General features: G+C 60.9%; 9 protein-coding genes. 3 read left to right on the top strand and 6 right to left on the bottom strand.

Annotated features, from left to right (window positions below; all coding sequences use genetic code 11):
* Positions 1 to 219: 219 nt before the first annotated feature.
* Together AC3WMV_RS19225 and AC3WMV_RS19220 are read right to left on the bottom strand one after the other, a co-directional pair.
* Positions 220 to 939 carry a 16S rRNA (uracil(1498)-N(3))-methyltransferase gene (locus AC3WMV_RS19225; RefSeq protein ID WP_096795744.1) on the bottom strand — a complete coding sequence of 240 codons (720 nt, stop codon included), beginning with the start codon at positions 937 to 939 and terminating at the stop codon, positions 220 to 222.
* Positions 940 to 1,081: 142 nt separating this feature from the next.
* Positions 1,082 to 2,488: an adenosylmethionine--8-amino-7-oxononanoate transaminase gene (locus tag AC3WMV_RS19220; protein WP_103369198.1), complete on the bottom strand. Its 1,407-nt coding sequence runs from the start codon at positions 2,486 to 2,488 to the stop codon at positions 1,082 to 1,084.
* A 224-nt stretch (positions 2,489 to 2,712) separates the two neighbouring features.
* Between AC3WMV_RS19220 and AC3WMV_RS19215 the strand changes: the two genes are divergently transcribed.
* The 3 genes from AC3WMV_RS19215 (at position 2,713) to AC3WMV_RS19205 (ending at position 6,019) form a co-directional block, all read left to right on the top strand.
* Positions 2,713 to 4,503: a flavin monoamine oxidase family protein gene (locus tag AC3WMV_RS19215; RefSeq protein ID WP_103369197.1), complete on the top strand. Its 1,791-nt coding sequence runs from the start codon at positions 2,713 to 2,715 to the stop codon at positions 4,501 to 4,503.
* 339 nt (positions 4,504 to 4,842) lie between these two features.
* A complete protein-coding gene (locus tag AC3WMV_RS19210; protein ID WP_047596555.1) occupies positions 4,843 to 5,394 on the top strand; it encodes a cytochrome b in 552 nt (183 codons plus the stop codon).
* A gap of 31 nt (positions 5,395 to 5,425) precedes the next feature.
* Positions 5,426 to 6,019, top strand: a complete 594-nt coding sequence (locus AC3WMV_RS19205) for a YceI family protein (RefSeq protein ID WP_027610605.1) — start codon at positions 5,426 to 5,428, stop codon at positions 6,017 to 6,019.
* A 163-nt stretch (positions 6,020 to 6,182) separates the two neighbouring features.
* Here the strand turns inward: AC3WMV_RS19205 and rhlE2 are convergent, their stop codons facing one another.
* The 4 genes from rhlE2 to ahcY all read right to left on the bottom strand — a co-directional run bounded on the left by rhlE2 (position 6,183) and on the right by ahcY (position 11,642).
* Positions 6,183 to 8,045 carry an RNA helicase RhlE2 gene (gene rhlE2 / locus AC3WMV_RS19200; RefSeq protein ID WP_103369196.1) on the bottom strand — a complete coding sequence of 621 codons (1,863 nt, stop codon included), beginning with the start codon at positions 8,043 to 8,045 and terminating at the stop codon, positions 6,183 to 6,185.
* Between the two features lie 221 nt (positions 8,046 to 8,266).
* Entirely contained in the window at positions 8,267 to 9,079 is an 813-nt protein-coding gene (locus AC3WMV_RS19195) for a substrate-binding periplasmic protein (protein ID WP_103369195.1), read from the bottom strand.
* Between the two features lie 147 nt (positions 9,080 to 9,226).
* Positions 9,227 to 10,072: a methylenetetrahydrofolate reductase [NAD(P)H] gene (gene metF, locus AC3WMV_RS19190; RefSeq protein WP_003229047.1), complete on the bottom strand. Its 846-nt coding sequence runs from the start codon at positions 10,070 to 10,072 to the stop codon at positions 9,227 to 9,229.
* 160 nt (positions 10,073 to 10,232) lie between these two features.
* On the bottom strand, positions 10,233 to 11,642 hold the full coding sequence (gene ahcY, locus AC3WMV_RS19185) for an adenosylhomocysteinase (protein WP_103369194.1): 1,410 nt from the start codon (positions 11,640 to 11,642) through the stop codon (positions 10,233 to 10,235).
* Positions 11,643 to 11,656: the final 14 nt, after the last annotated feature.

Raw genomic sequence — 11,656 nt, 5'->3', positions numbered from 1 at the left:
TACACTCAGAAGTGAGAGTGCTCTGGCTTTGCCCACGCTTGTGATTCGAGTGGCGCTCGTCCAACTGTTCGGGCTTATGGGCCAGAGTAGAAAGGTGGATGGCAGCTTTGCTCCCACTCGTGCTTCAAGCACCGCGGACTCACAGCTTGCCATCCACCCCTCTCACCTCAGAGTTTATTCCCTTACTCAGACACAAGCGGGCTTGCTCGCGAAGAGGCCCTAGAAGTCACCCCAAAGCTGCTGAGCCACCGCCAGTGCAACCACTGGCGCGGTCTCGGTGCGCAATACTCGCGGCCCAAGCCGAGCTGCATGGAAGCCGTTGCCCTTGGCCTGCTCGACCTCGGCATCCGACAAACCACCCTCCGGCCCGATCAGAAACGCCAGCGTCGCCGGTTTGGCATGGCTGACCAACGGCTCGGCCACCGGGTGCAGCACCAGTTTCAACTCGGCCTGGGTTTGCTTCAGCCAGTCGGCCAACAACACCGGCGGATGAATCACCGGCACCCGCGAGCGCCCGCACTGCTCGCAAGCGCTGATCGCCACCTGACGCCAGTGCAGCAGGCGTTTGTCGGCGCGTTCGTCCTTCAGGCGCACTTCGCAGCGGTCGCTGAAGATCGGGGTGATTTCCGTCACGCCCAGCTCGGTGGCTTTCTGGATCGCCCAATCCATCCGTTCGCCCCGGGACAGGCCCTGGCCGAGGTGGATCTGCAGCGGCGATTCAATCTGCCCGGCTAACTGCTCGTCGATCTGCACGACGACGCGTTTCTTGCCGACTTCCACCAGCGAGCCGCGAAACTCATGGCCGGAACCGTCGAACAACTGCACCGCATCGCCCTCGGCCATGCGCAGCACGCGGCTGATGTAATGCGCCTGGGCTTCCGGCAGTTCGTGTTCGCCGGTGCTCAGGGGGGCGTCGATAAAGAAGCGGGACAGTCTCATTTCGGGTCTCTGGAAAGATGTGGATCAGTTGGATCGGTGTCGACTTCATTCGCGAGCAGGCTCGCTCCCACAGGGAAATGCATTCCAGGGTGGGAGCGAGCCTGCTCGCGAAAGCGGCAGTTCAGGCGCCACAAATTCTCAATCAGCCCGGATCACGGAAACCCGGGTGGAAATCCTTCGGCACCGCCACGCTGACGCTGTCCCGGGTGGCGATGTCGATGCCTTCGCTGGCGACTTCGGCGAGGAAGTCGATCTGCTCCGGGGTAATCACGTACGGCGGCAGGAAATACACTACGCTGCCCAGCGGACGCAGCAGCGCGCCACGCTCCAGCGCATGCTGGAACACCTTCAGGCCTCGTCGCTCCTGCCAAGGGTAGGCCTCTTTGGTGGCTTTATCCTTGACCATTTCGATCGCCAGCACCATGCCGGTCTGCCGCACTTCCGAGACATTCGGGTGATCGACCAGATGCGCAGTGGCCGAGGCCATGCGCCGGGCCAGTGCCTGGTTGTTCTCGATGACGTTGTCCTGCTCGAAGATATCCAGGGTCGCCAGCGCCGCCGCACAGGCCAGCGGGTTGCCGGTGTAGCTGTGCGAGTGGAGGAAGGCTCGCAGGGTCGGGTAGTCGTCGTAGAACGCGCTGTAGACCTCGTCGGTGGTCAGGCACGCTGCCAGCGGCAGATAGCCGCCGGTCAGGGCCTTGGACAGGCAGAGGAAGTCCGGGCGGATGCCGGCCTGCTCACACGCAAACATTGTCCCGGTGCGGCCGAAACCGACGGCGATTTCGTCGTGGATCAGGTGCACGCCGTAGCGGTCGCAGGCCTCGCGCAGCAGCTTGAGGTACACCGGGTGATACATGCGCATGCCGCCGGCGCCCTGAATCAACGGCTCGACGATGACTGCCGCAACGCTGTCATGATGTTCTGCCAAGGTTTGTTCCATGGCGGCGAACAGGTTGCGCGAATGTTCCTCCCAGCTCATGCCTTCGGGGCGCAGGTAGCAATCCGGGCTTGGCACCTTGATGGTGTCCATCAGCAGCGCTTTGTAGGTTTCGGTGAACAGCGGCACGTCGCCGACTGCCATCGCTGCCATGGTTTCGCCGTGGTAGCTGTTGGTCAGGGTGACGAAGCGTTTCTTGTTCGGCTGGCCGCGATTGAGCCAGTAGTGAAAGCTCATTTTCAGCGCGACTTCGATGCAGGACGAACCGTTATCGGCGTAGAACACCCGATTCAGGCCTACCGGTGTCATTTTCACCAGACGCTCGGACAGTTCGATCACCGGTTGATGGCTGAAACCGGCGAGGATCACGTGCTCCAGCTGATCGACCTGATCCTTGATGCGCTGGTTGATGCGCGGGTTGGCGTGGCCGAACACGTTGACCCACCAGGAGCTGACGGCGTCGAGGTAGCGCTTGCCTTCGAAGTCTTCGAGCCAGACGCCTTCGCCGCGTTTGATCGGGATCAGCGGCAGCTGTTCGTGGTCTTTCATCTGGGTGCAGGGATGCCACAGCACCGCGAGGTCGCGTTGCATCCACTGGTTATTCAGGCCCATTTACAGTCTCCTCGAGGCGGCTCGCGTCAGGCGCGGGCAAACAATCGCGCAAGCCTATGCAATGCATCGCGCCGGGACAACCCATTGCGTCGATTGAGCTACTTTGTATGGGCCGATAGACGTCGCTGGCGGCGTTTTGATGGCTGACGTATTCTTCGCGGTTCTTTGGGTCGTCTGACCCGCAAAACTGCTTTTTTCCTACGTGTATTTCCGGAGTTCGCTGAATGTCTGTCGGTTGGCTGCGCGCCTGTGCGCTGGTGATGTTGGGGCTGTTCAGCGTTACGGCGCTGGCCAAGGATAAAACCGCAATCGTGATCGGCGGCGGCCTGTCGGGCCTGACCGCAGCTTACGAGCTGCAAAACAAGGGCTGGCAGGTCACGCTGCTCGAAGCCAAGCCGAGCCTCGGCGGTCGCTCGGGCATGGCCACCAGCGAGTGGATCGGCAACGACAAGACCCAGCCGGTGCTGAACAAGTACGTCTCGACCTTCAAGCTGGGCACCACGCCAGCCCCTGAATTTGTGCGTACACCGGGTTATCTGATCGACGGTGAATATTTCTCCGCTGCCGATCTGGCGACCAAGCAGCCGGCCACCGCCGATGCCCTGAAGCGCTACCAGAAAACCCTCGACGATCTGGCACGCTCGATCGACGACCCGCAGAACCCGGCCGCGACCAATACCCTGCATGCACTGGACCAGATCAACGTCTCGAGCTGGCTCGACAAGCAGAACCTGCCGGCCACCGCGCGTCAGCTGATCAACCAGGACATCCGCACCCACTACGACGAGCCTTCGCGGCTGTCGCTGCTGTATTTTGCCCAGCAGAACCGCGTTTATCGCGGCGTCTCCGACCGTGACCTGCGCGCCTCGCGTCTGGTCGGCGGCAGCCAGGTACTGGCCCAGGCCTTCGTCAAACAGATCAAGACCATCAAGACCAACTCGCCGGTTTCCGCGATCACTCAGGACAAGGACGGCGTGACCGTCAAGGTCGGCAGTGTTGGCTATCAGGCTGACTACGTGGTGCTGGCCGTGCCGCTGCGTGCACTGAACAAGATTGCGCTGACCCCGGCGCTGGACGCTCAGCACCTGGCCGCGATCAAGGGTACCAACTACGGCTGGCGCGACCAGATCATGCTCAAGTTCAAGACGCCGGTGTGGGAAAGCAAGGCGCGCATGTCCGGCGAGATCTACAGCAACGCAGGTCTGGGCATGCTCTGGATCGAACCGGCGCTGAAGGGTGGCGCCAACGTGGTGATCAACCTGTCCGGCGACAATGCCCGCGTGATGCAAGCGTTCGGCGACAAGCAGATGGTCGATCAGGTGCTGATCCGTCTGCACGCGTTTTATCCACAGGCCCGTGGCTCGTTCACCGGTTATGAAATCCGTCGCTACAGCACTGACCCGTCGATGGGCGGCGCCTACCTGGCTTACGGCCCGGGCCAGATCAGCAAGTTCTGGCGCATGTGGGAGCGCCCACTGCAACGCGTAGCGTTTGCCGGCGAGCACACCGACACTCTGTATCCGGGCACTCTGGAAGGCGCGCTGCGCACCGGTCAGCGTGCGGCCAGTCAGGTTGAAGACCTGGCTGCCGGCAAGTCGTTTGAACCGGTCAAAGTGGTTCCGGCCGCAGCAGCGGCAGGCGCGGCAGGCGCGGCGGGTGCCGTGGCGGCGAAGAAGGGCAACTTCTTCAGCAACCTGTTTGGCGGTTCGGATGACGAGAAGAAGCCAGAACCTGTGAAGGCGCCTGAACCGGCTCCAGCGCCAGTGACTCCAGCGCCTGCACCGGCTCCAGCCCCTGCGCCAGCTCCGGTAGAAGCGCCGAAACCCGCCGCTCCGGTGAAAGCCGAGCCGGCGAAGAAAGCGGCGGCCAAGCCTGCAGCGAAGAAGCCTGCAGCGAAAACCGACGCGAAGAAACCTGCAGCGAAGAAGGCTGAGCCGGCGAAGAAGCCAGCGGCGAAACCTGCGGCCAAGCCCGCAGCAGCTCCGGCGGCAACGACCGATACCAAGGCGCAGTAAGCCTTGCGGTGAATGAAAAAAGCGCGGCGTTTATGCCGCGCTTTTTTTTGCCTGTCAGATCGCTTTCGCGAGCAGGCTCGCTCCCACATTTGACCGAGCGCTTTCAGAGAGAATGCGATCACCTGTGGGAGCGAGCCTGCTCGCGAAGGGCTCGCTCAGACAACGCAATTCCATTGTCTGGCAACAACATCCCGCCACACTTTTCCCGCTTAATCTTTCCTTAACAAGCCACTTACAGACTCTTGATCGTATTTCTCGATATTTCAAAGCAAAATTTTCCGCTTTAATTCGATAGATAACTCGATAGTCTTGGTTCGCAGTTCTCACAGGATTTGGGCAATGCAGCTACGTAACTCTGCTTCACGCTATGGTTGGGTCAGCATCTTCATGCACTGGGGCGTGGCGCTGGCGGTCTTCGGACTGTTCGCGCTGGGTCTGTGGATGGTGGGGCTGGATTACTACAGCAGCTGGCGCAAAGACGCGCCGGATCTGCACAAGAGCATCGGTCTGGTGCTGCTGGGTGTGATGGTGTTGCGGGTGTTGTGGCGCTTTATCAGCCCACCGCCACCGACGCTGCAAAGCTACAGCCGCATGACCCGCATCGGCGCCAAATTCGGCCACGGGTTTCTGTACGTCGGGCTGTTCGCTGTGATGCTTGCCGGTTACCTGATTTCCACCGCAGACGGTGTCGGGATCCCGGTGTTTGGCCTGTTTGAAGTTCCTGCACTGGTTTCCGGGCTACCGGATCAGGCAGATACCGCTGGGGTGATTCATCTCTGGCTGGCATGGGCGCTGGTAATTTTTTCCGGTCTCCATGCGTTGGCAGCATTGAAGCACCACTTTATCGATCGTGATGCGACCCTCACTCGAATGCTCGGTCGCAAAGCCTGAAATTCAACCTCGACTCAAAGGAAAAGAAAGTATGTTGAAAAAGACTCTGGCCGCTCTGGCAATCGGTTCGGCCGTACTGTCCGCGAACGTGATGGCTGCTGATTACACCGTCGACAAGGAAGGCCAGCACGCTTTCGTCGACTTCAAGATCAGCCACCTGGGCTACAGCTACATCACCGGTACCTTCAAGGACATCGACGGCAAGTTCAGCTTTGACGCCGCCAAGCCTGAAGACAGCAAAATCGAATTCAACGTGAAAACCGCCAGCGTGTTCACCAACCACGCCGAGCGCGACAAGCACATCTCCAGCAAAGACTTCCTGGACGTGGGCAAATACGCTGACGCCAAGTTCGTCTCCACCAGCGTCAAATCCACCGGCAAGAACGCCGAGGGCAAAGACACTGCCGACGTGACCGGCGACCTGACCCTGCACGGCGTGACCAAGCCAATCGTGGTCAAGGCTGTGTTCCTGGGCGAAGGCAAGGATCCATGGGGCGGCTACCGTGCCGGCTTTGAAGGCACCACCAGCATCAAGCGCTCTGATTTCGGCAAGATGATGGATCTGGGTCCACAGTCCGACAAGGTCGACCTGTACATCTCGTTCGAAGGTGTGAAAGCGAAGTAATTTTCGCCGCCATACAAAAACGCCCCCGGTCGTAAGGCCGGGGGCGTTTTTTATTGCCTGCCACATCCCACAGGGGATATGCAGTGATTCAGGGATATTCGTGACGGCATAAAAAAATGCCCCGGCTCTTTCGAACCGGGGCATTTTTCATTGCCGCGATAACTCAGCGATTGCGGGTCAGCAAGGCTGGTTTTTCACCGCGCGGACGGGTCGGCAGTTGATCGAGCTGCTCAGGCGTCGGGAAGCGGTCTGCCTTGGACTCCTTGTGCATGATCTTCGGCCCGGTGCTGCGCGGGTTCTGCACGGCCGGTTCGGCGCGTTGCTGATCGTCGCGAGCCGGGCGGCGGTTGCGCGAGGACTCGTCACGACGGCCCTGGCCATCACGCGGAGCACCGTTGCGCGGGCCGTTGCGTTTGCCCGGCGGGGTGCCGGTGCTCGAACCGTTGCTGTTACGCGGGCCGTTCTGGCGACCTTGCGACTGACCACCGCGTGGAGCGCCTGCGCCTGCACCTTGTGCCGGAGCACCCGGACGACGGCCACGGCCACCGGCTGGAGCAGCTTTCGGCACGTAGTCGACGCGGTTACCGAAGTTATCGATATCGTCGTCGAGGAACTCGTCCGGTGCACGATCAGCCGCCGCGCGTGGTGGCTGGCTCGGACGCTGTTCGCGGGCCGGGGTGCCTTCACGTGGTTTCTGCTGACGGGCAGGGCGCTCGCCGCGTTCGCCGGCGGGTTTTTCCTTGCCCTTGTCTTTGCCTTTGTCCTTGCGACCGCCGCCACCACCGCCATTCGGACCATCACCACGTGGGCCACGGGAGTTGCGCGGGTTGCGCATGTCCGGACGCTCACGGGCTTCCGGCTTCTCGGCTTCAATAGTGCTCGAATCGAAGCCCATCAGGTCGCCGTCGGCGATTTTCTGCTTGGTCATGCGTTCGATGCTTTTCAGCAGTTTTTCTTCGTCCGGGGCCACCAGCGAGATCGCCTCGCCCGAACGACCGGCACGGCCAGTACGGCCGATACGGTGCACATAGTCTTCATCGACGTTCGGCAGTTCGAAGTTGACCACGTGTGGCAACTGGTCGATGTCCAGACCGCGCGCGGCGATGTCGGTCGCGACCAGGATGCGCACTTCACCGGCCTTGAAATCGGCCAGGGCTTTGGTGCGGGCGTTCTGGCTCTTGTTACCGTGGATCGCCACAGCCGGCAGGCCGTGCTTGTCCAGGTACTCGGCCAGACGGTTGGCGCCGTGTTTGGTGCGGGTGAACACCAGTACCTGTTCCCAGGCGCCGGCGGTGATCAGGTGCGCCAGCAGGGCACGCTTGTGGCTGGCCGGCAGACGGAACACGCGTTGCTCGATGCGCTCGACCGTGGTGTTCGGCGGCGTGACTTCGATGCGTTCCGGGTTGTGCAGCAGCTTGCCGGCAAGATCGGTGATGTCTTTGGAGAACGTTGCCGAGAACAGCAGGTTCTGACGCTTGGCCGGCAGACGCGCGAGGACTTTCTTCACGTCGTGAACGAAGCCCATGTCGAGCATGCGGTCGGCTTCGTCGAGGACGAGGATTTCGACGTGGGACAGATCGACGCTGCCCTGGCCTGCGAGGTCGAGCAGACGACCCGGGCACGCGACGAGCACGTCAACGCCACGGGACATGGCCTGGACCTGCGGATTCATGCCGACGCCGCCGAAGATGCAGGCGCTGACGAATTTCAGGTCACGGGCGTAGATCTTGAAGCTCTCGTGTACCTGGGCCGCGAGTTCGCGGGTCGGGGTCAGGACCAGAACGCGCGGTTGGCGCGGGCCATGACGCTGGGATTTGTCCGGGTGACCGTTGGGGAACAACCGCTCCAGGATCGGAAGGGCGAAACCGCCGGTTTTACCGGTACCTGTCTGTGCCGCAACCATCAGGTCGCGACCTTGCAACACGGCGGGAATGGCCCGCTGTTGCACCGGAGTAGGCTCGGTATAGCCCGCATCTTCGATGGCACGGACTAAAGCCTCGGAGAGACCGAGGGAAGCAAAGGACATGAGTAATCCTGTTTTAGTTAGGGCTTGGCCCAATGGGAGTCTTGCCTGGCGCGAATCGCGTTTAAGAGGACGCGATCCCGTCCGGTCCTGCTGCGGTTCCGAAGGCACGTCAGGAGCGCTCGCGCGGGCTGAAAGCTGCGCTGTAGCGGGTCGAGAGGCCTGTTACGGTTCCGGGCGTCCGGGCGTGAGCCTGGCGGGAACGCCGGAGTATAACAGAGCAATCACTGCGCGCTGCTTTCCTGCTGCTCAACGGTTTTGCGGCTGGCCGAAGCATTGCCCAGCGGCACGGCATCGACCGGGGCGGCGCCATAGCGTGCGCTGAGCTCGGCGTAGGCCGGTTCGCGCTTGAAACGCTTGAGTTCGGCACCGAAACGCGCCACCAGCAAGTCCATCCCGGCATTGCGTCGAACCGCCAGATATTGGCTCTGACGGCTAATGACCACAGGGTTTTCGGTGATTTGATCGCGAATATTCAGCTGATCGAGCAAGTGCTGGCCCACGCGGCGATCGGTGATCAGCAAGTCGATGCGTCCGCGCAGCAGTTTGCCGAAGTTGGCCTCGTGGGTCGGTGCCGGCTCGCGGGTGAACAGTGTCGATTCGCTGAAGTCCGGGCTGTACAGATAGCCCGGCGAAGTGCCGATGGTCAGGCCTTTGAGGTCTTCGAACTGACGGAACGGATGTGGTCGGTCGTTGGCGTAGAACATCACAAACTCGACGTCCGACAGCGGTTCAATGGGATAGAGCAGGGTGGCGTCACGCTCGTCGCTGTGAAAGATGTCCAGCGCGCCGTCAGCCTGGCCGGTTTCGAGCATCGACAAGCAGCGTTTCCACGGCAGGAACTGCCACTCGACTTCGATTCCCAGACGCTTGAATACGATGGCGGTGGTTTCGTAGTCCAGTCCGAGGTTCTTGCCATCCTCTTCGTAGACGTAAGGCGCCCACGGCTCGGTGACAATACGCAGCTTCTCGCCCCGAGCGGCAAAGCTCAGGCAAGCAAAAACCAGCACGGTGAGAAACTGCGCGAAAAAAGGCATGGCTTGAGATTACGACGAGAAACGCGAAAGAGCCAGAAAGTGCCTGCACAAGCTCTAATTCGGGGATTCAAAAGCAAAAAATCGCAGCAACGACACCCCTGTAGGAGCTGCCGAAGGCTGCGATCTTTTTGATCTTTCTTTTAGTGCTTAGCGCGGCAACTTCAAGTTATTCCAGATCGCCAGACTAGGTTCAGCCTGGTTCATGGAATAGAAGTGCAGCCCCGGTGCGCCACCCTGCAGCAGGCGTTCGCACATTTCGCTGACAACTTGCTCGCCGAAGCGCTGAATGCTCTGGCTGTCATCGCCGTAGGCTTCCAGTTGCTTGCGGATCCAGCGCGGGATTTCCGCACCGCAGGCATCGGAGAACCGCGCCAGCTTGCTGTAGTTGGTGATCGGCATGATCCCCGGCACCACTGGAATATCCACGCCCAGCGCCTGCAAACGGTCGACGAAGTAGAAGTAGCTGTCGGCGTTGAAGAAGTACTGGGTGATGGCGCTGTCGGCGCCGGCGCGGGCCTTGCGCACGAAGTTGGCGAGATCGTCTTCGTAATTGCGCGCTTGCGGATGCATCTCCGGGTAAGCGGCAACTTCGATGTGGAAATGATCACCGGTTTCTTCACGAATGAATTCAACCAGTTCGTTGGCGTGACGCAGCTCGCCGCTGGTCATGCCCATGCCGGACGGCAGGTCACCGCGCAGCGCAACGATGCGCTTGATGCCGGCAGCCTTGTACTCGTTCAGCAGGCCGCGCAGGTCGTCCTTGCTGTCGCCGACGCACGACAGGTGCGGTGCGGCCGGTACTTTGACTTCGCTTTCCAGTTGCAGAACGGTGTTGAGGGTGCGATCACGGGTCGAACCACCAGCGCCGTAGGTGCAGGAAAAGAAGTCGGGGTTGTACGTTGCCAGCTGACGGGCAACGTTGAGCAGTTTTTCATGCCCAGCATCGGTCTTGGTCGGGAAGAACTCGAAGCTGTAGCGACGGTCTTGGGACATGGGAAATACCCTTGGAAACACGAAGCCTGTGAGGCTTGCACCGCCCATGTGGGAGCGGGCTTGCTCGCGAAAGCGGCGGGTCAGGCAACATCAATGCTGAATGACAGACCGCTTTCGCGAGCAAGCCCGCTCCCACAGGGAGAGCAGGCCGCCGCGTCAATCAGTAGCGGTAAGCGTGCGGCTTGAACGGGCCTTCGACGGTCACGCCGATGTAGTCAGCCTGTTGCTTGGTCAGTTGCGTGACCACGCCGCCGAAGCCGCGCACCATTTCCAGGGCAACTTCTTCGTCGAGTTTCTTCGGCAGTACTTCAACGGTCAGACGCTCGGCTTTCTCGGCTGGCGACAGGTCGGCGTACTTCTGGCCGAACAGGAAGATCTGCGCCAGTACCTGGTTGGCGAACGAACCGTCCATGATGCGGCTCGGGTGACCAGTGGCGTTGCCCAGGTTCACCAGACGGCCTTCGGCCAGCAGGATCAGGTAGTCGTCGTTCTGTGCGTCGAAAGCGCCCGGGCCGGTACGGTGGATCTTGTGTACCTGTGGCTTCACTTCTTCCCATGCCCAGTTCTTGCGCATGAAAGCGGTGTCGATTTCGTTGTCGAAGTGACCGATGTTGCAGACAACAGCGCGCTTCTTCAGGGCTTTGAGCATGTTCGCGTCGCAAACATTGACGTTACCGGTGGTGGTCACGATCAGGTCGATCTTGCCCAGCAGCGCTTTGTCGATGCTTGCTTCGGTGCCGTCGTTGATCCCGTCGATGAACGGCGAAACCAGTTCGAAACCGTCCATGCAGGCCTGCATGGCGCAGATCGGGTCAACTTCGGAAACCTTGACGATCATGCCTTCCTGACGCAGGGACTGGGCCGAACCCTTACCCACGTCACCGTAACCGATGACCAGCGCTTGCTTGCCGGACAGCAGGTGGTCGGTGCCGCGCTTGATCGCATCGTTCAGGCTGTGACGGCAGCCGTACTTGTTGTCGTTCTTGGACTTGGTCACCGAGTCGTTGACGTTGATCGCCGGGACCTTCAGCTCGCCCTTGGCCAGCATGTCCAGCAGGCGGTGAACGCCGGTGGTGGTTTCTTCGGTCACGCCGTGAACGCGATCCAGTACTTGTGGGTACTTGTCGTGCAGCAGCTGAGTCAGGTCGCCGCCGTCGTCGAGGATCATGTTGGCGTCCCATGGCTGGCCATCTTTCAGGATGGTCTGCTCCAGGCACCACTCGTACTCTTCTTCAGTCTCGCCTTTCCAGGCGAAAACCGGGATGCCGGCGGCAGCGATGGACGCAGCGGCCTGATCCTGAGTCGAGAAAATATTGCAGGACGACCAGCGTACTTCGGCACCCAGGGCAACCAGGGTTTCGATCAGCACGGCAGTCTGAATGGTCATGTGGATGCAGCCGAGGATTTTCGCGCCCTTGAGCGGCTGCTCGGAGGCGTACTTGCGGCGCAGACCCATCAGGGCCGGCATTTCCGACTCGGCGATGATGGTTTCGCGACGGCCCCAGGCAGCCAGGGACATGTCGGCAACTTTGTAATCGTTAAAATCTGCAGGCGTGATAACAGCGCTCATGAAGAGCCTCCATT

It is taken from the genome of Pseudomonas sp. FW305-3-2-15-E-TSA4 (assembly GCF_058787295.1).
The sequence above is the reverse complement of the archived record's forward strand: the minus strand, read 5'-3'. Positions and strand labels throughout refer to the sequence as shown.

What these genes read in the sequence shown, in the direction of transcription:
- AC3WMV_RS19195 (WP_103369195.1), bottom strand. Translation starts at nt 9,079, where the DNA reads ATGCCTTTTTTCGCGCAGTTTCTCACCGTGCTGGTTTTTGCTTGCCTG.
- ahcY (WP_103369194.1), bottom strand. Translation starts at nt 11,642, where the DNA reads ATGAGCGCTGTTATCACGCCTGCAGATTTTAACGATTACAAAGTTGCC.
- rhlE2 (WP_103369196.1), bottom strand. Translation starts at nt 8,045, where the DNA reads ATGTCCTTTGCTTCCCTCGGTCTCTCCGAGGCTTTAGTCCGTGCCATC.
- AC3WMV_RS19210 (WP_047596555.1), top strand. Translation starts at nt 4,843, where the DNA reads ATGCAGCTACGTAACTCTGCTTCACGCTATGGTTGGGTCAGCATCTTC.
- AC3WMV_RS19205 (WP_027610605.1), top strand. Translation starts at nt 5,426, where the DNA reads ATGTTGAAAAAGACTCTGGCCGCTCTGGCAATCGGTTCGGCCGTACTG.
- AC3WMV_RS19220 (WP_103369198.1), bottom strand. Translation starts at nt 2,488, where the DNA reads ATGGGCCTGAATAACCAGTGGATGCAACGCGACCTCGCGGTGCTGTGG.
- metF (WP_003229047.1), bottom strand. Translation starts at nt 10,072, where the DNA reads ATGTCCCAAGACCGTCGCTACAGCTTCGAGTTCTTCCCGACCAAGACC.
- AC3WMV_RS19215 (WP_103369197.1), top strand. Translation starts at nt 2,713, where the DNA reads ATGTCTGTCGGTTGGCTGCGCGCCTGTGCGCTGGTGATGTTGGGGCTG.
- AC3WMV_RS19225 (WP_096795744.1), bottom strand. Translation starts at nt 939, where the DNA reads ATGAGACTGTCCCGCTTCTTTATCGACGCCCCCCTGAGCACCGGCGAA.